At 70.0% G+C, this 24,084-nt stretch carries 20 protein-coding genes; 14 read left to right on the top strand and 6 right to left on the bottom strand.

What is annotated here, in order from left to right; genetic code table 11:
- Positions 1 to 84: 84 nt before the first annotated feature.
- The 5 genes from OG972_RS12590 (at position 85) to mutM (ending at position 4,043) form a co-directional block, all read left to right on the top strand.
- The gene (locus OG972_RS12590) at positions 85 to 1,155 is read left to right on the top strand and encodes a cell division initiation protein (RefSeq protein ID WP_266981077.1); all 1,071 of its coding nucleotides are present in this window, start codon (positions 85 to 87) and stop codon (positions 1,153 to 1,155) included.
- 183 nt (positions 1,156 to 1,338) lie between these two features.
- Positions 1,339 to 2,010 carry a DUF177 domain-containing protein gene (locus OG972_RS12585; RefSeq protein WP_266981075.1) on the top strand — a complete coding sequence of 224 codons (672 nt, stop codon included), beginning with the start codon at positions 1,339 to 1,341 and terminating at the stop codon, positions 2,008 to 2,010.
- Positions 2,011 to 2,012: 2 nt separating this feature from the next.
- Positions 2,013 to 2,186 (top strand): 50S ribosomal protein L32, encoded by a 174-nt coding sequence (gene rpmF, locus OG972_RS12580; RefSeq protein WP_003965982.1) that lies wholly within the window; start codon positions 2,013 to 2,015, stop codon positions 2,184 to 2,186.
- A gap of 19 nt (positions 2,187 to 2,205) precedes the next feature.
- On the top strand, positions 2,206 to 3,030 hold the full coding sequence (rnc, locus tag OG972_RS12575) for a ribonuclease III (RefSeq protein WP_266981073.1): 825 nt from the start codon (positions 2,206 to 2,208) through the stop codon (positions 3,028 to 3,030).
- Positions 3,031 to 3,173: 143 nt separating this feature from the next.
- Positions 3,174 to 4,043, top strand: a complete 870-nt coding sequence (gene mutM, locus OG972_RS12570) for a bifunctional DNA-formamidopyrimidine glycosylase/DNA-(apurinic or apyrimidinic site) lyase (RefSeq protein ID WP_266981071.1) — start codon at positions 3,174 to 3,176, stop codon at positions 4,041 to 4,043.
- On the opposite strand, the gene OG972_RS12565 is transcribed toward mutM, so the two are convergent.
- From OG972_RS12565 to OG972_RS12560, 3 genes are all read right to left on the bottom strand, one after another.
- Positions 4,033 to 4,437: a helix-turn-helix domain-containing protein gene (locus OG972_RS12565; protein WP_266981069.1), complete on the bottom strand. Its 405-nt coding sequence runs from the start codon at positions 4,435 to 4,437 to the stop codon at positions 4,033 to 4,035. The genes mutM and OG972_RS12565 overlap by 11 nt on opposite strands.
- A 314-nt stretch (positions 4,438 to 4,751) precedes the next feature.
- A complete protein-coding gene (locus OG972_RS49575; protein WP_353961643.1) occupies positions 4,752 to 5,075 on the bottom strand; it encodes a DUF6479 family protein in 324 nt (107 codons plus the stop codon).
- Between the two features lie 254 nt (positions 5,076 to 5,329).
- Positions 5,330 to 6,256: a CAP domain-containing protein gene (locus tag OG972_RS12560; protein WP_266981067.1), complete on the bottom strand. Its 927-nt coding sequence runs from the start codon at positions 6,254 to 6,256 to the stop codon at positions 5,330 to 5,332.
- A gap of 148 nt (positions 6,257 to 6,404) precedes the next feature.
- Between OG972_RS12560 and OG972_RS12555 the strand changes: the two genes are divergently transcribed.
- The 4 genes from OG972_RS12555 (at position 6,405) to OG972_RS12540 (ending at position 13,126) form a co-directional block, all read left to right on the top strand.
- Positions 6,405 to 6,686, top strand: a complete 282-nt coding sequence (locus tag OG972_RS12555; protein ID WP_266981065.1) for an acylphosphatase — start codon at positions 6,405 to 6,407, stop codon at positions 6,684 to 6,686.
- A 439-nt stretch (positions 6,687 to 7,125) separates the two neighbouring features.
- On the top strand, positions 7,126 to 7,338 hold the full coding sequence (locus OG972_RS12550) for a hypothetical protein (protein WP_018551753.1): 213 nt from the start codon (positions 7,126 to 7,128) through the stop codon (positions 7,336 to 7,338).
- A 306-nt stretch (positions 7,339 to 7,644) separates the two neighbouring features.
- Positions 7,645 to 11,490, top strand: coding sequence for an AAA family ATPase (locus OG972_RS12545; RefSeq protein ID WP_266981063.1), 3,846 nt, complete (start codon positions 7,645 to 7,647; stop codon positions 11,488 to 11,490).
- Positions 11,491 to 11,707: 217 nt separating this feature from the next.
- Positions 11,708 to 13,126, top strand: a complete 1,419-nt coding sequence (locus OG972_RS12540) for a sugar porter family MFS transporter (protein ID WP_266981061.1) — start codon at positions 11,708 to 11,710, stop codon at positions 13,124 to 13,126.
- A 78-nt stretch (positions 13,127 to 13,204) separates the two neighbouring features.
- Here OG972_RS12540 and OG972_RS12535 read toward each other — a convergent pair whose 3' ends face one another.
- Positions 13,205 to 14,164: an LLM class flavin-dependent oxidoreductase gene (locus OG972_RS12535; RefSeq protein WP_266981059.1), complete on the bottom strand. Its 960-nt coding sequence runs from the start codon at positions 14,162 to 14,164 to the stop codon at positions 13,205 to 13,207.
- 58 nt (positions 14,165 to 14,222) lie between these two features.
- Entirely contained in the window at positions 14,223 to 15,614 is a 1,392-nt protein-coding gene (locus OG972_RS12530) for a cytosine permease (protein ID WP_266981057.1), read from the bottom strand.
- A gap of 109 nt (positions 15,615 to 15,723) precedes the next feature.
- On the opposite strand from OG972_RS12530, the gene ftsY reads away from it, so the two are divergent.
- Complete coding sequence (ftsY, locus tag OG972_RS12525; RefSeq protein WP_266981054.1) at positions 15,724 to 16,935, top strand: signal recognition particle-docking protein FtsY; 1,212 nt, start codon at positions 15,724 to 15,726, stop codon at positions 16,933 to 16,935.
- A 78-nt stretch (positions 16,936 to 17,013) separates the two neighbouring features.
- On the opposite strand, the gene OG972_RS12520 is transcribed toward ftsY, so the two are convergent.
- Positions 17,014 to 17,661, bottom strand: a complete 648-nt coding sequence (locus OG972_RS12520) for a bifunctional DNA primase/polymerase (RefSeq protein WP_266981052.1) — start codon at positions 17,659 to 17,661, stop codon at positions 17,014 to 17,016.
- 413 nt (positions 17,662 to 18,074) lie between these two features.
- Here OG972_RS12520 and OG972_RS12515 point away from each other — a divergent pair, with 413 nt between their 5' ends.
- The 4 genes from OG972_RS12515 (at position 18,075) to OG972_RS12500 (ending at position 24,082) form a co-directional block, all read left to right on the top strand.
- A complete protein-coding gene (locus tag OG972_RS12515) occupies positions 18,075 to 19,550 on the top strand; it encodes a hypothetical protein (RefSeq protein ID WP_266981050.1) in 1,476 nt (491 codons plus the stop codon).
- A gap of 356 nt (positions 19,551 to 19,906) precedes the next feature.
- Positions 19,907 to 21,262, top strand: coding sequence for an ammonium transporter (locus tag OG972_RS12510; protein ID WP_266981048.1), 1,356 nt, complete (start codon positions 19,907 to 19,909; stop codon positions 21,260 to 21,262).
- Positions 21,259 to 21,597 carry a P-II family nitrogen regulator gene (locus tag OG972_RS12505; protein ID WP_069170469.1) on the top strand — a complete coding sequence of 113 codons (339 nt, stop codon included), beginning with the start codon at positions 21,259 to 21,261 and terminating at the stop codon, positions 21,595 to 21,597. Before OG972_RS12510 ends, OG972_RS12505 begins: the two co-directional genes overlap by 4 nt.
- A 31-nt stretch (positions 21,598 to 21,628) precedes the next feature.
- A complete protein-coding gene (locus tag OG972_RS12500) occupies positions 21,629 to 24,082 on the top strand; it encodes a [protein-PII] uridylyltransferase (RefSeq protein WP_266981046.1) in 2,454 nt (817 codons plus the stop codon).
- The last annotated feature ends 2 nt before the right edge of the window (positions 24,083 to 24,084 follow it).

Here is a 24,084-nt window from a genome sequence, read left to right as displayed (position 1 = left end):
GTCACCCGGTGTCGGACGGGCGCCGACTGGCCGTACAGTCGTCCCGTCCGTCTCCAATCAGCAGTAGAGAGTGGCGAGCACACGGTGGACGTGCAGAAAAAGCTCGACGAGATCGTCGAAGCGGTCGGGAACGCCCGGTCCATGCCCATGTCGGCGTCGTGCGTGGTCAACCGCGCCGATCTGCTCGCCATGCTCGAAGAGGTGCGTGAAGCCCTCCCCGGCTCACTCGCCCATGCCCAGGAGCTCATCGGCGGCCGGGAGCAGATGGTCGAGCAGGCCCGACAGGAGGCCGAGCGGATCATCGAGACCGCCCACGCCCAGCGCGGCTCACTGGTCTCCGACACCGAGATCGCCCGGCAGTCCCAGGCCGAGGCCGACCGGATCCTCGAAGAGGCCCGCCGGGAGGCCGACGAGGTACGCGCCGAGGCCGACGAGTACGTCGACAGCAAGCTCGCCAACTTCGAGGTCGTCCTCACCAAGACCATCGGCTCCGTCGACCGGGGCCGCGAGAAGCTCCTCGGCCGTGGCCAGGGCTTCGACGAGCAGGGGTACGAGGACCCCGACTTCGCCGAGGCCCCCGAGCGCAGCGCCGACCCGGAGACGCTCCGGCGCCGCGCCGACGAGTATGTGGACACCAAGCTCGGCGCGTTCGAGGCCGTGCTCGCCAAGACCCTGGAAGCGGTCGGCCGCGGCCGGCAGAAGCTGCACGGCCGGGTCGCCACCGACGAGCTCGGCGCGCACATGGCCGCCCAGGACGCCGCGGGCAGCCAGGGCCACACCAGCGACGAGGACCACTGGGCCGGTCTCGCCGAGCTCGCCACCCCGGAGCCGCAGCCGGTGCCCCAGCAGGTCCAGCCGCACTTCCCGGCACAGGCGCAGCCGGGCTACGCGGAGACGTACGCGTACCAGGAGCAGCCGCAGCAGGACATGTACGGGTACCAGCAGCAGCCGGACCCGTACGCCGCCTATCAGCAGCAGGGCTACGACGAGGGCCAGGCGCAGCTGCAGCCGCAGGGGTACGACGGGTGGCAGCAGCCGATGTCGACGCACCAGCCCCTTCAGCCGCAGGGTGAGAGCGCACTCGACGAGACCAGCCTCTTCGACACCAGCATGATCGACATCGATCAGCTCCGCCGGTACGAGCAGGAGCGCTGACCGGGGCGCGGACACAGACCGAACGCGACCGGTTCCGGCCGATTCGGGACCGGAATCGGCCCCGGTTGGGAGCAGGGTAACGCGTCCAGTATCCTGGTTCTTCGGTCGCGCGTACGTCTGCGATCCCGGCTGCCCGCTTCGACTCCGATCCGGTCGGCCCCTCCCCACGGTGCGCTTTGCGCCATGCATACGATTTCGAAAGCAGGAAAAGCCCTGAACGGCCACCTCGACCACCGAAACCCTCTCGTGTTCGATACGCACGAGCTGGGTCGGCGTCCCGGTGCCCTCCTGCGGCTGACCCGCTCGGTGGACGCGCCCCATGACCTCGGTATCGACGGGGTCATCGGTGTGCCGGAAGGCGCACCCGTGGAGCTGGAGCTCCGCCTCGAATCGGTCATGGAAGGGGTGCTTGTCACAGGCACCGCCCGTGCGTCGGCCGAGGGGGAGTGCGTAAGGTGTCTGGAGCCGCTGCGCCAAGAGGTTGCGGCGGACTTCCAGGAGATGTTCTCGTACCCTGACGCCGATGACCGGGGCCGCAGCAAGGCGGCGGACCCGGCCGACGACGCCGAGGACGACGAGGACAGGCTCTTCATCGAGGACGGTTTGTTCGACCTCGAACCAGTGCTGCGTGATGCGGTGGTGCTCGCACTGCCGATGCAGCCGGTGTGCCGGGAGACCTGTGCCGGCCTGTGTTCCGAATGCGGGATCAGGCTGGACGAGAACCCCGGTCACCACCACGATGCCGTCGACATCCGTTGGGCGGCATTGCAAGGACTCGCCGAGACCGTTCAGGACGGCGAGAAGGACAACATGGGCGGCGCCGAAGCGGGCGTCGACGAGAAGCAGGAGAAGTAGCCGTGGCTGTTCCGAAGCGGAAGATGTCGCGCAGCAACACGCGCCACCGCCGGTCGCAGTGGAAGGCTGCGGTCCCCACCCTGGTTTCGTGCGAGCGTTGCCAGGAGCCGAAGCTGCAGCACATCGCGTGCCCCAGCTGCGGCACGTACAACAAGCGCCAGGTCCTCGAAGTCTGAGCGGCTGGTGAGAGGCCCGATGTCTGAGTTGTCCCACGCCAAGAAGCAGGCAGACAACGTCAACACAGCCTCGTCCCACACGCTTCTGGAAGGGCGGCTCGGGTATCACCTTGAGTCCGCCCTTCTGGTGCGTGCGCTGACCCACCGTTCGTACGCATACGAGAACGGCGGCCTGCCCACCAACGAGCGGCTCGAATTCCTCGGGGATTCGGTACTCGGCCTGGTGGTCACGGACACGCTGTACCGCACCCACCCCGACCTGCCCGAAGGCCAGCTGGCCAAGCTGCGGGCCGCGGTGGTCAACTCGCGCGCACTTGCGGAGGTGGGCCGCGGCCTCGACCTCGGCTCCTTCATCCGGCTCGGCCGGGGCGAAGAGGGCACGGGCGGCAGGGACAAGGCATCCATCCTCGCCGACACGCTGGAAGCGGTGATCGGCGCGGTCTATCTCGATCAGGGCCTCAGTGCGGCCTCGGAGCTGGTCCACCGGCTCTTCGACCCGCTGATCGACAGGTCCTCCAATCTCGGCGCCGGCCTGGACTGGAAGACCAGCCTCCAGGAGCTCACCGCGAGCGAGAGCCTCGGAGTCCCCGAGTACCTCGTCACGGAGACCGGCCCGGACCACGAGAAGACCTTTACTGCTGCTGCTCGCGTCGGTGGTGTCTCGTACGGCACCGGCACCGGCCGTAGCAAGAAGGAAGCGGAGCAGCAGGCGGCGGAGTCCGCCTGGCGCGAGATCAGCGCCGCTGCGGAGCAGCGGGAGGCCGCGGCGAAGGCTGCAGCCGACGGAGGGGCCGCTGACACCCCTGCCGACCCGGTGCCGTCCACGGACGTCACTCCGGCCTGACCCGGGAACCCCTCGGTGCTTCGTGCACCGGGGGGTTCTTCCTGTCCGGACCCGGGGCGTGACCGCACAGTCACGCCCCGGGGTGTCCGGCGGATCAGGGCCGTACACCCCCTAAACTGTTCAGTCTCTTGAGGAGCCACTCCGTGCCCGAGCTGCCTGAGGTCGAAGTCGTACGGCGCGGTCTCGATCGCTGGGTCACCGGCCGCACGGTCGGTGAGGTCGAGGTCATGCACCCGCGCGCGGTCCGCCGCCATCTCGCGGGTTCCACGGACTTCGTGGCCCGGCTCAGGGGCAGCCGCTTCGGTACGGCCATGCGCCGCGGCAAGTACCTGTGGGTTCCGCTGGACGACGACTCCTCCTCGCTCCTCGGCCACCTCGGCATGAGCGGTCAGCTGCTCGTACAGCCGCAGGACACCCCCGACGAGAAGCATCTCCGGATACGGATCCGCTTCGACGACGCGCTCGGCACCGAGCTGCGCTTCGTCGACCAGCGGACCTTCGGCGGGCTCTCCGTCCACGAGAACACCCCGGACGGGCTGCCCGACACCATCGCGCACATCGCCCGCGACCCTCTGGACCCCGCCTTCGACGACGCTGCGTTCCACAGCGCTCTGCGTCTGCGCCGTACGACGGTCAAGCGCGCCCTGCTCGACCAGTCGCTGATCAGCGGCGTCGGCAACATCTACGCGGACGAGGCGCTCTGGCGCACCAGGCTGCACTACGACCGGCCCACCGCGACCCTGACCCGGCCCAAGTCGGCGGAGCTGCTCGGCCATGTCCGCGACGTGATGAACGCGGCGCTCGCCCAGGGCGGCACCAGCTTCGACAGCCTCTACGTCAATGTGAACGGCGAGTCGGGCTACTTCGACCGGTCGCTCGACGCGTACGGGCGTGAGGACGAGCCCTGCCACCGGTGCGGCACGGCGATGCGCCGTCGCCCGTGGATGAACCGCTCCAGCTACTACTGCCCGAGCTGTCAGCGGCCGCCGCGCGCCAACACGCCTAGAGCGTGACCTCGCGCGCCTCGTCGTAACGGCTGCGGGCGTCGAGGACCTCGGGCATCCGGCCCTCGACGAGCTGGATCAGCCCGAGCAGCCGGCCGGCGACCTCGCGTCCCAGCGGGGTCAGCTCGTAGTCGACGCGCGGCGGATTGGTGGGCTGCGCCTCCCGGAGGACGAGGCCGTCCCGCTCCAGTGCGTGAAGCGTCTGGGAGAGCATCTTCTCGCTCACCCCGTCGACCCTGCGGCGCAGCTCGTTGAAGCGGGCGCCCGTCTCGTACAGCGCGGTCAGCGTCAGGCTGCCCCAGCGCCCGGTGACGTGCTCCAGCGTGCCGCGCGAGGGGCACTGCCGGGAGAACACGTCGAAGGGCAGGCTGTCGGCGCCGTCCCGCGGGGTGGTCTCGTCCATGAAAAAAAGCTTACGCCCGCACAGTGCTCTCTTTTGGAGTGCGCTGTGCGGGCGTAACCAGGCAGTAGTGCGGGGAAGGAATCCCGGAGGGCCCCCGAACCGCCGGAGGCATGTCTTGAAGCCGCGGGCTTGGTTCTCGTTGCCGCTTCCGCCGGTGAGCTGCCACCCACACAGCCTGTCGGCCACGTGCTGTCCGGCATAGCACCCGGACGGCACCTCATCACAACAGGGCGAACGTCAGGCTAGGACGTGTATCGAAAGTAGATCTTGACCGCGCGATGATCTCGGCAAGTGCCGCCGATGTCGCCGACCCGTCAGCCGCCGGGTCCTCCACTGCCAAAAGCCCCACCGTTGTCCTCCTTGCGTACGTTCCTTGGCGAAGAGGGCCGGTTGATCTCGTATGGGCTGAGGCCTTCCCCGAAATCATCTGCAGCCCTCAAGTTTTCGCTGCTTCGGGAGGAACGTTCGGCCCGTGGTACCTGCTGTCGTGCCCGAGACCGACGGCGCGCGTCCCACCAGACGAGGCCGAGCAGAACAGCGACTACGACCACTGCTATACCGAGGGGGAAAATCCAGCGCACAGCCGAAGCGGCCACTGTGATGTCACTGATGGGCACCTGGCTCACAAGGTGGCTCATCTGGCCCACGTCCTCCCTGACGGGATTCCACGCTCACAAAGCGAGGCAGAGCCTTCCGCTCACTGGAGAGAGCCCGCGACGGCCGGAGCCGTGCGAAACCCCAATCCCGCCGCCCTTGGCGGGATCAATCGCGCAAGGCCCGCCTGAATTGGACGTCTGGCAAGGCTCAAGCTCCCTGACAAGTCTACGGCGCGGAGCCGTACGGGGGCCGCTCGGCGCCCGCTCGGACGGAGCCTCACGGTGACACACGCCCCTCAGAAGCCGAAGTCCTGGGTCCACCAGGGGCCGCCGGAGCCGAAGTGCACTCCCACGCCGAGGGTCTTGTAGTCACAGTTGAGAATGTTTGCGCGGTGGCCTTCGCTCTTCATCCAGGAGTCCATCACCGCCTGTGCGTCCGCCTGGCCGCGGGCGATGTTCTCGCCGCCGAGCCCCTTCACACCGGCCTTCGACGCGCGGTCCCAGGGGGTCCGGCCGTCGGGGTCGGTGTGGTCGAAGAAGCCGCGGGCCGCCATGTCGTCACTGAAGTTCTGGGCGAGCGAGGTGAGCGGGGCACTGGCCGTGACCGGGCTGCAGCCGACCTTCGCGCGCTCCTGGTTGACCAGCGCGAGCACGGCAGCCCGGGCGGAGGTGTCGCCGGCCGGGGTCGTGGCCCTGAGCGCCGGAACTGCCGCCGATGTCGTCGGCGCCGCCGAGGCCGTGGCGGAGGGCGCGGAACCGGTCGTCTCGGCCGCCGCCGCCGCCGGCGCCTTCGCCTTCTCCGTCCGCTCGGCCGTCTTCGAAGGGGAGGCGGACGGCGTGGCCGAGGTGCCGGGGGAGCCAGACCGCTCGGACTTCCGGGGCCCCGGGGATCGCTCGGTGCTGCGGCCGGCCTCGGCCGACGCGATACCTCGGTCGGCCGGAGCGGTGGTGGAGCCGCCCTGCGTCAGCAGGTCCGGCGCTCCCTGGGAGCGGATCTGGTCGGTGGCCGCACCACCGGTCACGTGGTACGTGCCGCCGCCGGGCAGCAGGCCCGAAGCCACGGCCACGGCTCCGACGGCCATCGCAGCGGAGACGCCGATCAGTCCCGTACGCACGGGCATGCCCGACCGCTTCCTGCGGCGCGCGCGGGCCTTCGCGGCCGCGGACGTCTCAGCGGCCGAACCTGCCACGGGACCTGCGGCGGAGCGTCGATGGCGTCCCATCTGCTGTCCCCTTCTGACGGTCTGGACGCCAGGATCGGCGTCAATACGCCTCACCTGATCGAGTGAGGCTCTGGTTTCGACGGGACTGTACGCCATGGCTCATCGGGGGGAAGTGCCCCTTGAGCAATTGGCCGGATAGCGTTCGGCCATGAACGAAGATGTACGACTCACCGCCTGGGTACGCGGCCGAGTACAGCAAGTAGGGTTCCGCTGGTTCACCAGGGCAAATGCTTTGGAGATCGGTGGCCTCACCGGATTCGCCCTCAATCTCGACGACGGTCGAGTGCAGATTGTCGCCGAGGGGCAACGTGAGAATTGCCACCGCCTGCTGGAGTGGCTGCGCTCCGACGACACACCCGGACGCGTGGATGGAGTCACTGATATCTGGGACACCCCGCGCGGCGGTTACGAGGGGTTTGCGATCCGCTGATCCCGTTCTGAATGAGGTCCCAATTCGGGGTCGTGTTCGGACCGTGTTCGACAGGCGGCGAGGGGTGACGATATGGGCCGCTCATCTGCGTACACATGAAATGACCTGCGGAAGGACCGGATAGTTGCCAAGATTCGGTTGCCGTGCCAGGCTGCGGCAGTAAGGATGATCTCCACGCCCCCCAGGGCCCCGCAGGAGAGTCGCGCCGCGTGATCGTCAAGCCGCGCGCCCCCGGGTCACCCACGTCTACGGGGTGTGATCGTGTTGACCGTCAAACTTTTTGGTGAGACGCTGAAATCCCCGCGCACCTCAGCTGTTTGGCAGAGCTCTTTGGCAGCAGAACCGCAGTGATGACAGAGCGCTGCCGAGCACCGCGGGTGCGATTCCCTCACGACCCACACCGCATCGGTCGGTCACTCAGTGTGGAGGACCATCCATCATGGCAAAGGCGCTTCTCGGTTACGTCGGCGGTTCCGACCCGCGACTCCTCGCCGAGATGCGACGGCTCCAGCAGCGCGTCCAGGACCTGGAATCCGAGCTCGTACGGATCCAGGACGAGAACGACGCGCTCAACGCCGCCGCCCAGCACCAAGAGTCGCTGCTCGACAGCATCGACATCGACGTACCCCAGGCGGAGCCGGCGCTGACCTGACCGAGGGCCCACAGGGGCCGGTCGGGCTGCTCGCGTCAGCCGTCTGAGTTCATCACCGGATCGTCACCGGAATCGTCACCGGATCATTGAAGATCATCACTGTGATCTGTCGCCTTCTTGATCCGCCGCGTTCTTTGATCCGTCACGCAGCACTGCACAAGATTTGCAAGGGGCGCTTCGGCGTCCCTTCTTTCTTTTCCCCCGACCGCGACAGACCCGCCCCGGACGTACACCCCTTCCCTTACCGTCTGATGTGCCCTGCACCTTCATCAGCGAAACCGAGAGCGAAAGGTAGAGTCCGGCGGCGTGCATCTCAAGGCCCTGACCCTGCGTGGTTTCAAGTCGTTCGCCTCCGCCACGACCCTGCGGTTCGAACCGGGGATCACCTGCGTCGTCGGTCCCAACGGTTCCGGCAAATCCAATGTGGTGGATGCGCTCTCCTGGGTCATGGGTGAGCAGGGAGCCAAATCCCTGCGCGGCGGCAAGATGGAGGACGTGATCTTCGCCGGCACCACCGGGCGGCCACCGCTCGGACGCGCCGAGGTGTCGCTGACCATTGACAATTCCGACGGTGCGCTGCCCATCGAGTACGCCGAAGTGACGATCACGCGGATCATGTTCCGCAACGGCGGCAGCGAATACCAGATCAATGGCGACACCTGCCGGCTCCTCGACATCCAGGAACTTCTCTCCGACTCCGGTATCGGCCGGGAGATGCACGTCATCGTCGGACAGGGCCAGCTGGACTCCGTACTCCATGCCGATCCGATGGGGCGCCGCGCCTTCATCGAGGAAGCCGCCGGTGTGCTCAAGCACCGCAAGCGGAAAGAGAAGGCGCTGCGGAAGCTGGACGCGATGGGAGCCAATCTGGCCCGTGTCCAGGACCTCACGGACGAACTGCGGCGGCAGTTGAAGCCCTTGGGCCGGCAGGCGGCCGTCGCCCGGCGGGCCGCCGTCATCCAGGCCGATCTGCGCGACGCGAGGCTGCGGCTGCTCGCCGACGACCTGGTGCGACTGCACGACGCGCTGCGCAGCGAGATCGCCGACGAAGCGGCGCTGAAGCAGCGTCGGGAGGCGGCGGAGGCGGAGCTGAAGGCGGCCCTGACGCGTGAGGCGGAGCTGGAGGACGAGGTACGACGGCTGGCGCCGCGCCTGCAGCGGGCCCAGCAGACCTGGTACGAGCTGTCGCAGCTCGCCGAGCGGGTACGCGGCACGATCTCGTTGGCCGACGCCCGGGTGAAGAGCGCCACCGCCGCACCCGAGGAGGAGCGACGCGGTACGGGATTCAGGGACCCGGAAAGCATGGAGCGCGAGGCCGCCCGGATCCGGGAGCAGGAGGCGGAACTGGAGGCCGCGCTGGAGGCGGCGGAACACGCCCTGGAGGACACCGCTGCCCACCGGGCCGAGCTGGAACGGGAGTTGGCGGCCGAGGAGCGCCGACTCAAGGACGCGGCCCGCGCCATCGCCGACCGGCGCGAAGGGCTCGCGCGGCTGACCGGGCAGGTCAACGCGGCGCGCAGCCGGGCCGGTTCGGCGCAGGCGGAGATCGACCGGCTGGCCGCCTCCCGTGACGAGGCGCAGGAGCGGGCGGTCAGGGCGCAGGAGGAGTACGAGCAGCTCAAGGCCGAGGTGGAGGGGCTGGACGCCGGTGACGCGGAGCTGGGCGAGCGCCACGACGCCGCCAAGCGGGAGCTCGTCGAGGCGGAGTCGGCCCTCTCCGCCGCCCGGGAGGCCGCCACCGGCGCGGAACGGAAGCGGGCGGCGGTCTCGGCCCGGCACGACGCCCTGGCCCTGGGCCTGCGCCGCAAGGACGGCACGGGCGCGCTGCTCGCCTCGCGCGACAGCCTGTCGGGCCTGCTCGGCCCGGCCGCGGAACTGCTGACGGTGGCCCCGGGCCACGAGGTCGCGGTCGCGGCGGCACTGGGCGCGGCGGCGGACGCGGTGGCGGTGACGGACCCGGCTACGGCAGCGAACGCCATCCGGCTGCTGCGCAAGCAGGACGCGGGTCGGGCGGCGTTGTTGTTGGGGGGTGCGGGTGCGCCCGAGGCCGATACGGGGCAGGTGCCCGTCCAGGGCGGGGCCGCGACGACGGACGTACCCGGGCAGGGTTCGGCGCCCGCCGGGGCCGGGGACGTGCCGGGCCGGACCGCCGAGTCCGGTGTGCGGCACGTACCGGGGCAGGCTGCCGGGCACGACCGGGCGGTCCACACCGGCGCGGCGCATGCGCCCGGCCACCACGCCGGCCACGTACCCGTGCCGGGTCCGGCCCCCGCCCCCGACGTCCCGTCCCACGGCCCCGCCGGTTACCCCGAGGCAGCCGGTCACGTGCTCCGCGCCGCTGCCCCGGATGCCCCGCCCGCAGTCGCCGATCTCGTCCGGGGGCCCGCTGAACTGATGGCTGCCGTGCGCCGGCTCGTGCGTGGAATGGTCGTCGTTCCCACCCTGGAGGACGCCGAGGATCTTGTTGCCGCGCATCCCGAGCTGACCGCCGTGACCGGTGAAGGAGACGTCCTCGGGGCGCACTTCGCGCACGGCGGTTCCGCCGGGGCGCCCAGCCTGCTCGAAGTGCAGGCCTCCGTCGACGAGGCAGCCGCCGAACTGGCGGACCTCGCTGTCCGGTGCATCGAGCTGGCCGAGGCCCAGCGGCTCGCGGGGGAGCGGCGCAGCGCCTGCGCCGTGCTCGTCGAGGAGCTGGGGGAGCGGCGCAGGGCCGCCGAACGGGAGAAGTCAGGAGTGGCCCAGCAGCTCGGCCGGCTCGCGGGGCAGGCCCGCGGCGCCGCGGGCGAGGCCGAGCGGTCGGCCGCCTCCGCCGCCCGGGCCCAGGACGCCCTGGAGCGGGCGACCGAGGAGGCCGAGGAGCTGGCCGAACGGCTGCTCGTCGCAGAGGAGATGCCGGTCGAGGAGGAGCCCGACAACTCCGTACGCGACCGGCTCGCCGCGGACGGTGCCAATGCCCGCCAGACCGAGATGGAGGCCCGGCTCCAGGTCCGTACCCACGAGGAACGGGTCAAGGGACTCGCCGGGCGTGCGGACTCCCTCGACCGCGGTGCCCGCGCCGAACGCGAGGCCCGTGCCCGTGCCGAGCAGCGCCGCGCCCGGCTGCGCCACGAGGCCGCAGTGGCCTCGGCCGTCGCCTCCGGTGCCCGTCAGCTCCTCGCCCACGTCGAGGTGTCCGTCGAACGGGCCGGGCAGGAGCGGGTCGCCGCCGAGGCGGCGAAGGCGGAGCGCGAGCAGGAACTGATCGTCGAGCGCGGCCATGGACGCGAGCTCAAGGGCGAGCTGGACAAGCTGACCGACTCCGTCCACCGCGGTGAGGTGCTCGGCGCCGAGAAGCGGCTGCGGATAGAGCAGCTGGAGGCGAAGGCCCTTGAGGAACTGGGTGTGGAGCCGGCCGGGCTGGCCGCCGAGTACGGCCCCGACCAGCTGGTGCCGCCGTCGCCCGCCGCGGAGGGCGAGGAGCTGCCGGAGGACCCGGAGCACCCGCGCAACCAGCCGAAGCCGTTCGTCAGGGCGGAGCAGGAGAAGCGGCTGAAGTCCGCCGAACGGGCGTATCAGCAACTCGGGAAGGTGAATCCGCTCGCCCTTGAGGAGTTCTCGGCGCTGGAGGAGCGGCACAAGTTCCTCTCCGAGCAGCTCGAAGACCTGAAGAAGACCCGGGCCGATCTGATGCAGGTCATCAAGGAGGTCGACGAGCGGGTCGAGCAGGTGTTCACGGAGGCGTACCGGGACACGGCCCGTGAGTTCGAGGGCGTCTTCTCACGGCTCTTCCCGGGCGGTGAGGGGCGGCTCATCCTGACCGACCCCGACAACATGCTGGCGACCGGGGTCGATGTCGAGGCGCGCCCGCCGGGCAAGAAGGTCAAGCGGCTCTCCTTGCTTTCGGGCGGCGAGAGGTCCCTGACAGCTGTGGCGTTGCTGGTCTCGATCTTCAAGGCCCGGCCGAGTCCGTTCTATGTGATGGACGAGGTCGAGGCGGCGCTCGACGACACCAATCTGCAGCGGCTGATCCGGATCATGGAGGAGCTCCAGGAGAGCTCGCAGCTCATCGTGATCACGCATCAGAAGCGGACGATGGAGGTCGCGGACGCGCTGTACGGCGTCTCGATGCAGGGTGACGGGGTCTCCAAGGTCATCAGCCAGCGGCTCCGCTGAGGCTTTGCTAAATCTTCAAGTCTTCAACACACCTTTTGAGTGGTCCTGGGTAGATGTCTGCCTATGTCGGCTCGCACTGGGAAGTTGACTTCGAAACTTGAACGCATACTCTCTGAGACGTCGTTTTTAACTTCAAGTGGTGGCGCCTGTGAAGCTATGCGCCACTTGGAAGAGTTCCCCCCACGCCTGACGACGCGGCCAGGCACCAGGAGTTCATGTGACCAGCACATCGCAGACACCGGGATCCGGAGCCCGCGCGGCCCATCCGGAACACCTCGGCCACGTCATCTTCATCACGGCAGCCGCTGCGATGGGCGGCTTCCTCTTCGGCTACGACAGCGCCGTGATCAACGGCGCCGTCGAGGCGATCCGGGACCGCTACGGCATCGGCTCCGGAACGCTGGCCCAGGTGATCGCCATCGCCCTGATCGGCTGCGCCATCGGCGCCGCCACGGCGGGCCGCATCGCCGACCGGATCGGCCGCATCCGCTGCATGCGGATCGCCTCGGTGCTCTTCACGATCAGCGCCATCGGCTCCGCACTCCCGTTCGCCCTCTGGGACCTGGCCTTCTGGCGGATCATCGGCGGCTTCGCCATCGGCATGGCCTCGGTCATCGGCCCGGCCTATATCGCCGAGGTCTCGCCCGCCGCCTACCGCGGCCGGCTCGGCTCCTTCCAGCAGGCCGCGATCGTCATCGGCATCGCCATCTCGCAGCTGGTGAACTTCGGCATCCTCCAGCTCGCCGACGGCAAGCAGCGCGGAACGATCGGCGGCCTCGAGGCCTGGCAGTGGATGCTCGGCGTCATGGTCGTCCCGGCGCTCCTCTACGGCCTGCTGTCGTTCGCGATCCCCGAGTCGCCGCGCTACCTGATCTCCGTCGGCAAGAACGAGCGGGCCAAGGAGATCCTCGCCGAGGTCGAGGGCAAGGAAGTCGACCTCGACGCCCGCGTGGCCGAGATCCAGACAGCCATGCACCGCGAGCACAAGTCCACCTTCAAGGACCTGCTCGGCAGCCGCTTCGGCTTCCTGCCGATCGTCTGGGTCGGTATCGGCCTCTCGGTGTTCCAGCAACTCGTCGGCATCAACGTGGCGTTCTACTACTCGGCGACGCTGTGGCAGTCGGTCGGTATCGACCCGACCGCCTCGTTCTTCTGGTCGTTCACCACATCGATCGTCAACATCATCGGTACGGTGATCGCGATGGTCCTGGTCGACCGAGTGGGACGCAAACCGCTCGCGCTCGCCGGCTCCACCGGTATGGCGATCGCACTGGCCTGCGAGGCCTGGGCCTTCTCCGCCGATCTGGTCAACGGCAGACTCCCGACCACTCACGGTGTCGTCGCCCTCGTCGCGGCCCACGTCTTCGTGCTCTTCTTCGCCCTGTCATGGGGTGTGGTGGTCTGGGTCTTCCTCGGCGAGATGTTCCCGAACAAGATCCGCGCCGCCGCGCTCGGTGTCGCCGCGTCCGCTCAGTGGATCGCCAACTGGGCGATCACCGCGAGCTTCCCGAGCCTGGCCGACTGGAACCTGTCCGGCACCTACATCATCTACACATGCTTCGCCGTGCTCTCGATCCCCTTCGTGCTCAAGTTCGTGAAGGAGACCAAGGGCAAGGCGTTGGAGGAGATGGGCTAATCCCCGCTGCCCCTCTCCTCGACCACGCGTCCCCGGCCCGCGCCCGCGGGCCGGGGACGCGCGCCGTCCCTGCGTACGTCAGCCGGCGATCGCCTCGCAGAACAGTCGCAGGCTGCGCCACCCCTCCTCGACCGGCATCCCGCCGCACAGCGGATGCAGCACCAGGCTGTCGGCGTCCAGCGCGGCCAGCTGCTCCGGGGTGACGATCCGGTAGACCCCTTCGTGCCGCAGCTCCGTCACCGTCGTGGCCGCCGAGCGCACGGCCGACCGGATGTCCTTCGACTGCCAGGAGGCGTAGGTCCGCGCCTCGTGCAGGAAGTGCTCGCCGTACCGGTCCCACGTCCACTCCGGATCCTCCGACACATGCAGCAACGGCGTCTTCGCCGCCGGCATCATGCAGAAGCCCTCCGTCCCGTGCTCCGCGCGCCGCTCGTGGTAGTACGCCTCGAGTTCCGGCAGATGCGCGCTCGGGAAGAACGGCAGCCCCAGCCGGGCCGCCCGCCGCGCAGCCGCCCGCGAGCTGCCACCGACCAGCAGCAGCGGATGCGGCCGGGTGTACGGCCGCGGGGTGACCCTGACGGTACGGCCGCGGTACGGGAACGGCTCACCGGTCCACGCCTGCAGCAGGGTCTCCAGCAGCTCGTCCTGGAGCCGGCCGCGCCTGCCCCACTCGACGCCCGCCTGCTCGTACTCCTCGGGCCGGTAGCCGATGCCCGCGACCGTGACCAGCCGGCCCGCGCTCAGCAGGTCGAGGACCGCGATGTCCTCGGCCAGCCGCAGCGGATCGTGCAACGGTCCGATGATCGCCGAGACCGTGACCGCGATCCGGCGGGTGGCGCCGAAGACCGACCCGGCGAAGACGAAGGGGGAGGGCAGCCAGGAATTGGCGGTGCCGTGGTGCTCCTCGGTCTGCACGGTGTCCACGCCGTGCGCGTCTGCGTACGCGGCCATCTCGAGCGCCGCACGGTAGCGGTCCGACAGGGACGCGGGGGTGGCATCGGGATCGACGAGATTGAACCGGACCACTGTGAAGGCCATGACGCGTGTCCCCTTCGCCGGGCGGGCTTGGCGAGGCGGGACAGTAGCTGACGTGGCGTCAGAAGTGTAGGGGCGTGTCGTCCTTGTGCCCGGCGGGCCGCGGCAGCAGTGCGTACAGCCCCCCGGAGACGGCGATCGTGGCCGCCCAGCCCGGACCGCCCCGTCCGACCCAGGTGGCGGCGAGCGGGCCGGAGAACCACTTCACGCCCGTGAACAGCAGCCCCACTGTCAGCCCCGCACCCCACGCCGCGACGGCGGGCACGGCGAAGCCGCCGGTGTACCAGTAGGCGCCTGCGGGACTGGTGTCCAGCAGCGCCGCCGCGTCGTACGTACGTCCCCGCAGCTGATCCACTCCGAATACGCCGATCCACGCCGAGAACGTCACGGCGAGCAAGGTCAGAAAGGAGATGAACGAATCCAGGAAACTCGTCGCCACCATCATCAGCAGACTCCCCAGAAGGAGACTGATCGCGGCATTCACGCCGACCGCCCAGGTGCGAGGGAGCACGAATCCCAGTGTCTGTGCGGCAAAACCGGCCGAATACATCGACATCGCATTGATCAGCACCATTCCGACCACGGCAGTCAGCAGATACGGCACCGAGATCCAGACCGGCAGCAAGGCGCCGATGAAGGTGACCGGATCATTGCTGACCGCCAGGTCCGGGGTGGCGACCGCCATCACCGCACCCATCACCACCAACGGCAGAACGACGAGCACCGCACCACCCACCGTCGCCCCGACCACCGACCGGCCGGACGCGGCCCGCGGCAGATAGCGCGTGAAATCCGGACCGGTCGGCGCCCAGCTGATGCCCCCGGCCGCCAGCGTGCCGACGCCGGCGACCATCAGTGCCGTCGGACCTGCGGGCCGGTCCAGGAGGGCCCGCCACTGCGTTCCGATACCCAGATGGATCAGTACGAGGACGCTGAATCCGCCGAAGAGGTACGCCGACCAGGTGCAGCACGGCCGTAGCGCGCCCACGCCGAGTCCGGACACCAGGAAGCTGCTCGCGACGAAGGCCACGAGCGCCGTCATGATCAGCGCGGTGTCGGCCCTGACGGAGAAGAGCAGATCGCACACGGCCAGCAGGCCGTACGCGCCGGTGACCGCGTTCACCGTCTCCCAGCCCCAGCGGGCGACCCGGATCAGCGCACCGGGCAGCAGATTGCCGCGTTGTCCGAAGACGGCCCGGGAGAGCGCCAGGCCGGGTGCCCCGCCGCGCGTCCCCGCGATCGAGATCGCGCCGACCAGTCCGTACCCGATGACGGGCGCCGTGACCGCGACGAACGCCACCTGCCAGAGATTGAGGCCGCCGAAGACGATCAGTCCTGCGCCCATGATGAGCAGCAGCACGGTCATATCGGCGGCGGCCCAAGTGGGGAAGAGGGTGCGGACCCGGCCGGTGCGCTCACTGTCGGGGACGGGTTCCAGGCCGCGGGTCTCCACGAGCGGGATCGTACCTTTACCGCCAAAAGGGCCATAACGACCTGTCGGATCCCGGAGCGGTCCTCCGGGGCCGCCACCTGGCGCGCATGTGACTGATACTGGGTGGGTTATGGAATTCGTCATCCTTGCTGTAGTCATCGCCGCCCTGGTCGTGGCCGGCCTGATCAGCGGGCTCGTGGTCAGCGGCCGCAAGAAGAGGCAGCTGCCCCCGGCACCGTCGAGCACGCCGACCATCACTCCCGCCGAACCCCATGTCGGCGAGGAAGCCGAGCCACCGCGCGAGGAACCGCGCCGCACCATCGAGGAGGCCGGTCTTCCCGGCGCCGAGGCTCCCGCCGAGGAAGCCCCGGCAGTTGCCGAACCGGCGGCGCCCGCAGTCCCCGCGCTGGAGATCCCGGAGCCCACCGCCGGCCGTCTCGTACGGCTGCGCGCCCGGCTCGCCCGCTCGCAGAGCACCCTCGGCAAGGGACTGCTCACGCTCCTGTCCCGCGACAACCTCGACGAGGACACCTGGGAGGAGATCGAGGACACCCTCCTCACCGCCGATGTCGGCGTCGCCCCCACCCAGGAGCTGGTGGAGCGGCTCCGCGAGCGCGTCCGTGTCCTCGGTACCCGTACCCCCGAGGGGCTGCGGACCCTGCTGCGCGAGGAGCTCCTCACCCTGCTCGGCACCGACTTCGACCGTGCGGTCAAGACGGAGAGCGGCGTCGACACGCCCGGCGTCGTGATGGTCGTCGGCGTCAACGGCACCGGTAAGACCACGACCACGGGCAAGCTGGCCCGGGTCCTCGTCGCCGACGGCCGCAGCGTCGTGCTCGGCGCGGCCGACACCTTCCGTGCCGCCGCCACCGAACAGCTCCAGACCTGGGGCGAGCGCGTCGGCGCCCGCACCGTGCGCGGGCCCGAGGGCGGCGACCCGGCGTCGGTCGCCTTCGAGGCGGTGAAGGAAGGCATCGCCGAAGGCGCCGATGTCGTCCTCATCGACACCGCCGGCCGGCTGCACACCAAGACCGGGCTCATGGACGAACTCGGCAAGGTCAAGCGCGTCGTCGAGAAGCACGGCCCGCTCGACGAGATCCTGCTCGTCCTCGACGCCACGACCGGGCAGAACGGCCTGGTTCAGGCACGGGTGTTCGCCGAGGTCGTCGACATCACCGGCATCGTCCTCACCAAGCTGGACGGCACCGCCAAGGGCGGCATCGTCATCGCCGTCCAGCGCGAACTGGGCGTACCGGTGAAGCTAGTGGGTCTCGGCGAGGGACCGGACGACCTGGCTCCGTTCGAGCCGGAGGCGTTCGTCGACGCATTGATCGGCGACTGACGGGCCGACCGCGGCTCCTTCGCCCCCGAACGCCGGGCGGCTCGACAGCGAGCCCGCCCGGCGCCGCCGTTCCCGCTGCTACGAGCGGTGGCAGATGTACGCCAGGGTGCCCAGCAGCAGCCGCGCCTGCGGTGGCGTGGCGGCCGTGTCCAGGACCGGCGGACGCAGCCAGCGGACCGGCCCGAGACCGCCCTCGTCCGACGGGGGTGCGGTGATGTGGCAGCCGTGCCCCAGCGCCCGCAGATCCAGATCCGCGTCGTCCCAGCCCATCCGGTACAGCAGCTGCGGAAGTTCGGCGGCGGCGCCCGGTGCGACGAAGAACTGCGCCCTTCCGGACGGCGTCACGGCCACCGGGCCCAGTGGCAGCCCCATCCGCTCCAGCCGCACCAGCGCCCGCCGCCCGGCCTGCTCGGCGACGTCGAGCACGTCGAACGTCCGCCCCACCGGCAGCAGCATCGAAGCGCCTGGCACCTCCGCCCATGCGCGTGCCGCCGTGTCCAGCGTGGCGCCCGCCGGCACCTCGTCGGCGAACTCCAGCGGATGAGCGCCGGGGGAGAGGCAGGCGGTGTCCCCGCAGGAGCACCTCCCGGCCGCGGCCCGCGCCCCTGGCGCGACGGCCCAGCCCCACAGTCCTGTGTACTCGGCCACCGCGGTGCACTCGGCCGCACGGCCTCGACGCCGTGAGCCGGATCGCATCTCCCGGATGCCGCCGATCGTGAAGCCCATGCCCCCTCCAACGGGTCCGGCTCGCCGGTGGTTACGACGCGGGGTTCTGTTGTGACACTCCGTCGCCCCGACGATCCGGCAGCGCCGGGGGTCGTGCGACACGAACCACGCGCCCCTGTGCGCACCACTGCTTCCACTGCTGATCGTCGTCTGTCAAGTGAATCGCGCCGGACGGCAGGCGCGTTCCCCCAAAGGGGTGGCGAATGGTGGCGTTTCTGTCAACGCCCTCGCCGAGGCGGTGATCGTGGGATTACCGTCGGTACACGAACCATGGAAGTATGTGCGCCTGCGGGTATGCCGGAGGCAATCCGATTTCCTGTTCGATGGCGCCCCACCCCCATAGGGACGGCTTTGGCTCACGGCAATCTGATAGTGGTTCGCGCGACAGTATTCAGAGGGATGGGGGCGTTCCAGTGAGTGGCAGCGGCGCAGGCGATACGAATGCCGGTAAGCGCTCCAACGGGCAATTGGGATCATGGTTCGTGCGCAGCGGCTGGTCGAAGGGCGAGCTGGCGCGGCAGGTGAACCGCAGGGCGCGCCAGATGGGCGCCCACCACATCAGCACCGACACCTCCCGGGTGCGGCGCTGGCTCGACGGCGAGCAGCCGCGCGAACCGATCCCGCGCATCCTCTCCGAGCTCTTCTCCGAGCGCTTCGGCACCGTCGTCGCCGTCGAGGACATCGGGCTGCGCTCCGCCCATCAGTCACCGTCGGTGTCCGGCGTCGACCTGCCCTGGGCGGGCCCGCAGACCGTCGCCCTGCTCAGCGAGTTCTCCCGCAGTGACCTGATGCTCGCCCGCCGCGGCTTCCTCGGCACCTCGCTCGCCCTCGCCGCGGGTCCGGCCCTCATCGAACCCATGCAGCGCTGGCTGGTGCCGGTCCCCGTCGCGGCACCCGCGGAGCCCGAGCCGGCGGCCGCCGCCCGGCGTCCCTCCCGGCTCTCCGGCCCCGAGCTCGACCTGCTGGAATCCACCACTGTGATGTTCCGCCAGTGGGACGCGCAGTGCGGCGGCGGACTGCGACGCAAGGCCGTCGTGGGCCAGCTTCACGAGGTCACCGACCTGTTGCAGGAACCGCAGCCCGCGGCCACCGCCAAGCGGCTCTTCCGGTGTGCGGCCGAACTCGCCGAACTGGCGGGCTGGATGAGTTACGACGTCGGTCTCCAGCCCACGGCCCAGAAGTACTTCGTCCTCGCGCTGCACGCCGCGAAGGAGGCCGGCGACAAACCGCTGGGCAGTTACGTCCTGTCGAGCATGAGCCGCCAGATGATCCACCTCGGACGGCCCGACGACGCCCTCGAACTCATCCATCTCGCCCAGTACGGCAGCCGGGACTGCGCCACCCCGCGCACCCAGGCCATGCTGTATGCGATGGAGGCCCGCGCGTACGCCAACATGGGCCAGCCGAGCAAGTGCAAGCGAGCCGTCCGCATGGCCGAGGACACCTTCCTCGACGCCAGGATCGACGGCGAGCCGGAGCCCGACTGGATCCGCTTCTTCTCCGAGGCCGAACTCAACGGCGAGAACTCCCACTCGTACCGTGACCTCGCCTATGTGGCCGGCCGCAGCCCCACGTACGCCTCGCTCGCCGAGCCGATCATGGAGAAGGCCGTCGAGCTCTTCGGTGACGACGACGAGCACCAGCGGTCGTACGCGCTGAACCTGGTCGGCCTCGCCACCGTCCATCTCCTCAAGCGCGAACCCGAACAGTCCACGGTGCTCGCAGAGCGGGCCCTGCGGGTCGCCAAGAAGGTCCGCTCCGAGCGCGTCAACACCCGGCTGCGCAAGACCGTCGACACCGCTGCCAGGGACTTCGGCAACATTCCCGCGGTTGCAGAACTCACCGATCTCCTCACCGAGCAGCTGCCCGAGACCGCCGAAGCGGTCTGACCGGGCACCCCTCACTCCGGCCACGACGATCACCCCGCACAGACCGACTTCGGCTCCCCCTTGCCAGGTCAGCGGGTGATCGGCGTGGCCGGTTCGCGTTCCCGTTCCCGTACTCCAGAGTTGTAACCGCACCGTATGCGGCCACGGCCGCAGGGTAGGCCCGGCCGCGGATACGCCACTCGCGGTTCATGGGGACGTAACACGCCACGCCTCTTCGTCACTGCGGCGAAACACCGTGCGGCATCGGCGGAAACCGCGCTGGGCGAATCTCATGGCGCATAACCGGCCCGCACCTTTTCCACAGTGGTCCCGCACGTTTCGCCCCACGCGGCCGCACCGACGACGAGGAGACGCCGATGCCCCCAGGCATCACGACGCTTGCCGCAGACGCCCCGACGCTGTCTGCCGCCAACACCGGGTTCATGCTCATCTGCTCGGCCCTGGTGATGATCATGACCCCGGGTCTGGCCTTCTTCTACGGAGGCATGGTCCGCGTCAAGAGCACCCTCAACATGCTGATGATGAGCTTCATCAGCCTCGGGATCGTCACGATCCTGTGGGTGCTGTACGGATTCAGTCTCGCCTTCGGCACCGACATCGGCTCTCTCATCGGCTGGAGCTCGGACTTCGCAGGCCTGAGCGGGATCGGCATCACCCAGCTCTGGGACGGCTACACGATCCCGATCTACGTCTTCGCCGTCTTCCAGCTGATGTTCGCGATCATCACTCCGGCGCTGATCAGCGGCGCCCTCGCCGACCGCGTCAAGTTCACCTCCTGGGCGCTGTTCGTCGTCCTGTGGGTGACCGTCGTCTACTTCCCGGTCGCACACTGGGTCTGGGGCGCCGGCGGCTGGCTCTTCGAGCTCGGTGTCATCGACTTCGCCGGTGGTACGGCGGTCCACATCAACGCCGGTGCGGCAGCCCTCGGCGTGATCCTCGTCATCGGCAAGCGGGTCGGCTTCAAGAAGGACCCGATGCGGCCGCACAGCCTGCCGCTCGTCATGCTCGGCGCCGGTCTCCTGTGGTTCGGCTGGTTCGGCTTCAACGCCGGCTCGTGGCTCGGCAACGACGACGGCGTCGGCGCGGTCATGTTCGTCAACACGCAGGTCGCCACCGCCGCCGCAATGCTCGCCTGGCTCGGCTACGAGAAGCTCCGCCACGGCTCCTTCACCACTCTCGGCGCCGCTTCCGGCGCGGTCGCCGGCCTCGTCGCCATCACCCCGTCCGGCGGCGCGATCAGCCCGCTCGGCGCCATCGCGGTCGGTGCCATCGCCGGTGTGCTCTGCGCCATGGCGGTCGGCCTCAAGTACAAGTTCGGCTACGACGACTCCCTGGACGTCGTCGGCGTCCACCTCGTCGGTGGTGTCGCGGGCTCGCTCCTCATCGGCTTCTTCGCCACCGGCGGTGTCCAGTCCGACGCCAAGGGCCTCTTCTACGGCGGTGGCCTCGACCAGCTCGGCAAGCAGGCCGTCGGAGTCTTCGCGGTCCTCGCGTACTCTCTGGTCGTCTCCGCGGTGCTCGCCTTCCTCCTCGACAGGACGATCGGCATGCGGGTCGACGAGGACGACGAGATCTCCGGTATCGACCAGGTCGAACACGCCGAGACCGCGTACGACTTCAGCGGCGCCGGCGGCGGTGCGGCCCCGCGTACGGCCTCCGCACCGGCATCGGAGACCACGGCAGCAGCGCAGACCAAGAAGGTGGACGCATGAAGCTCATCACGGCAGTCGTGAAGCCGCACCGGCTCGACGAGATCAAGGAGGCCCTCCAGGCCTTCGGCGTCCAGGGCCTCACGGTCACGGAGGCCAGCGGATACGGGCGCCAGCGCGGCCACACCGAGGTCTACCGGGGAGCCGAGTACACCGTCGACCTCGTCCCCAAGATCCGTATCGAGGTCCTCGTCGAGGACGAGGACGCCGAACAGCTCATCGATGTCGTGGTCAAGGCCGCCCGAACCGGCAAGATCGGAGACGGCAAGGTCTGGAGCGTTCCCGTCGAGACAGCCGTACGGGTCCGCACCGGCGAACGCGGCCCGGACGCACTCTGACCGACGGCCTCGCAAACTGAAAGGCAGCTGGGTGACGAGCACCGAAGTGACCACCGAATCCGAAGACTCGGGACCCAGCGGCTACGCGGCGGCCCGGCTGCGCCTCCTCCAGGAGAAGGCGCAGCCCGGGCCGCCGCGCCGTGCGGCCCTCGCCTCACTCACCGACGACTGGCTGACCGCCCTGTTCGCCACCGCCACCGAACAGACCGGCGTCCGCGGCGCCGCCCTCGTCGCCGTCGGCGGCTACGGCCGCGGCGAACTCTCCCCGCGCAGCGACCTCGACCTCGTGCTCCTGCACGACGGCAGCGCCGACGCCGGAGCCATCGCCTCCCTCGCCGACCGCATCTGGTACCCCGTCTGGGACCTCGGCCTTGCCCTCGACCACTCCGTACGGACCCCCGGCGAGGCCCGGAAGACGGCCGCCGAGGACCTCAAGGTGCAGCTCGGACTGCTCGACGCCCGGCCCGTCGCGGGAGACCGCGGCCTGGTCGCCGCGATGCGCACCACGATCCTCGCCGACTGGCGGAACCAGGCTCCCAAACGGCTTCCCGCCCTCGACGAACTCTGCCGCGAACGCGCCGAGCGCCAGGGCGAGCTCCAGTTCCTCCTCGAACCCGACCTGAAAGAGGCCCGCGGCGGCCTGCGCGATGCCACCGCCCTGCGCGCCGTCGCCGCCTCCTGGGTCGCCGACGCCCCCCGTGAAGGCCTCGCCGAGGCCCGCCGCGTCCTCCTCGACGCCCGCGACGCCCTGCACCTGACCACGGGCCGCGCCACCGACCGCCTCGCTCTCCAGGAGCAGGATCAGGTCGCCACTGCCCTCGGCCTCCTCGACGCCGACGCACTGCTGCGCCAGGTGTACGAGGCCGCGCGCACCGTCTCGTACGCCACCGACGTCACCTGGCGCGAGGTCCACCGCGTCCTGCGCGCCCGGTCCGTACGCCCCCGGCTGCGCGCCATGCTGGGCGGCGGCAAGACCGCCGCCACCGAACGCACCCCACTCGCCGAAGGCGTCGTCGAGGCCGACGGCGAGGTCGTCCTCGCCCGCACGGCCCGCCCCGAACGCGACGCCGTGCTCGTCCTGCGCGCCGCCGCCGCAGCCGCCCAGTCCGAACTGCCGATCTCCCGCCACGTCGTGCGCCACCTCGCCGCCGCTGCCCGCCCGCTGCCCGTGCCCTGGCCCGCCGAGGCCCGTGAGGAACTCGTCACCCTCCTCGGCGCGGGCGAGGCCACCATCCCCGTCTGGGAGGCCCTCGAAGCGGAAGGGCTGATCACCCGGTTGCTGCCCGACTGGGAACGCGTCCACTGCCGCCCGCAGCGCAACCCCGTTCACACCTGGACCGTCGACCGTCACCTCGTCGAAGCGGCCGTCCGCGCCTCCTCGCTCACCCGCCGCGTCGGCCGCCCCGACCTCCTGCTCGTCGCTGCCCTGCTCCACGACATCGGCAAGGGCTGGCCCGGCGACCACTCCGTCGCCGGCGAGGTCATCGCCCGCGACGTCGCCGCCCGGATCGGCTTCGACCAGCACGACGTGGGCGTCATCGCCACCCTCGTGCGCCACCATCTGCTGCTCGTCGAGACCGCCACCCGTCGTGACCTCGACGACCCGGCCACCGTCCGCTCCGTCGCCACCGCCGTCGGCAGCGCGTCCACGCTGGAGCTCCTGCACGCCCTCACCGAGGCCGACGCACTCGCCACCGGGCCCGCCGCCTGGTCCACCTGGCGCGCCTCCCTCGTCGCCGACCTCGTCACACGTGTCGCCGCGGTCCTCGCCGGCGAGGCAACCGCCGATCCGGAACCCGTCGAACCCAGTGCCGAACAGGAACGGCTGGCCATCGAGGCGCTGCGCACCGGCGAACCCGTCCTCGCCCTGCACGCCCAGGCCGAGACCCCGAACGAGGACGGCGAACCGGAACCCATCGGTGTCGAACTCCTCATCGCCCTCCCCGACCGCCCGGGCGTCCTGCCCGCCGCCGCCGGAGTCCTCGCCCTGCACCGTCTGACCGTCCGCGCGGCCGACCTGCGCGCCGTCGAACTCCCCACCGAGCTCGGCGAGTGCGTCGACGTGCTGCTGCTCAGCTGGCGGGTGGCGGTGGAGTACGGCTCCCTGCCGCAGGCAGCCCGGCTCCGCGCCGATCTCGTCCGCGCCCTGGACGGTTCCCTCGACATCCCGGCCCGTCTCGCCGAACGCGAAGCCGCCTACCCGCGGCGCCGCGGGGTGAAGGCGCCACCACCTCGGGTGACTGTCGCGGCGGCGGGCTCGCGGCTCGCGACCGTGATCGAGGTGCGCGCCCAGGACGCCCCAGGGCTGCTGCACCGGATCGGGCGGGCTCTGGAACAGAGCGCGGTACGGGTGCGCAGCGCACACGTGTCGACGCTCGGCGCCAACGCGGTGGATGCCTTTTATGTCACAGGGGCGGACGGGGAGCCGCTGTCCGACGCACGCGCAACAGAGCTGGCCCGAGAGGTCGAGCGGGCTCTGGGCTGACT

The organism is Streptomyces sp. NBC_01669 (assembly GCF_026339735.1).
Taxonomy (GTDB): Bacteria; Actinomycetota; Actinomycetes; order Streptomycetales; family Streptomycetaceae; genus Streptomyces; species Streptomyces yanii.
The sequence above is the reverse complement of the archived record's forward strand: the minus strand, read 5'-3'. Positions and strand labels throughout refer to the sequence as shown.

Excerpts from the sequence above, each read along its gene's own strand:
- OG972_RS12565 (WP_266981069.1), bottom strand. The coding sequence starts at position 4,437 with ATGGACGAGACCACCCCGCGGGACGGCGCCGACAGCCTGCCCTTCGAC.
- OG972_RS12510 (WP_266981048.1), top strand. The coding sequence starts at position 19,907 with ATGCCCCCAGGCATCACGACGCTTGCCGCAGACGCCCCGACGCTGTCT.
- ftsY (WP_266981054.1), top strand. The coding sequence starts at position 15,724 with ATGGAATTCGTCATCCTTGCTGTAGTCATCGCCGCCCTGGTCGTGGCC.
- OG972_RS12505 (WP_069170469.1), top strand. The coding sequence starts at position 21,259 with ATGAAGCTCATCACGGCAGTCGTGAAGCCGCACCGGCTCGACGAGATC.
- OG972_RS12550 (WP_018551753.1), top strand. The coding sequence starts at position 7,126 with ATGGCAAAGGCGCTTCTCGGTTACGTCGGCGGTTCCGACCCGCGACTC.
- OG972_RS12535 (WP_266981059.1), bottom strand. The coding sequence starts at position 14,164 with ATGGCCTTCACAGTGGTCCGGTTCAATCTCGTCGATCCCGATGCCACC.
- rnc (WP_266981073.1), top strand. The coding sequence starts at position 2,206 with ATGTCTGAGTTGTCCCACGCCAAGAAGCAGGCAGACAACGTCAACACA.
- OG972_RS12585 (WP_266981075.1), top strand. The coding sequence starts at position 1,339 with ATGCATACGATTTCGAAAGCAGGAAAAGCCCTGAACGGCCACCTCGAC.
- OG972_RS12560 (WP_266981067.1), bottom strand. The coding sequence starts at position 6,256 with ATGGGACGCCATCGACGCTCCGCCGCAGGTCCCGTGGCAGGTTCGGCC.
- OG972_RS12520 (WP_266981052.1), bottom strand. The coding sequence starts at position 17,661 with ATGGGCTTCACGATCGGCGGCATCCGGGAGATGCGATCCGGCTCACGG.
- OG972_RS49575 (WP_353961643.1), bottom strand. The coding sequence starts at position 5,075 with ATGAGCCACCTTGTGAGCCAGGTGCCCATCAGTGACATCACAGTGGCC.
- OG972_RS12555 (WP_266981065.1), top strand. The coding sequence starts at position 6,405 with ATGAACGAAGATGTACGACTCACCGCCTGGGTACGCGGCCGAGTACAG.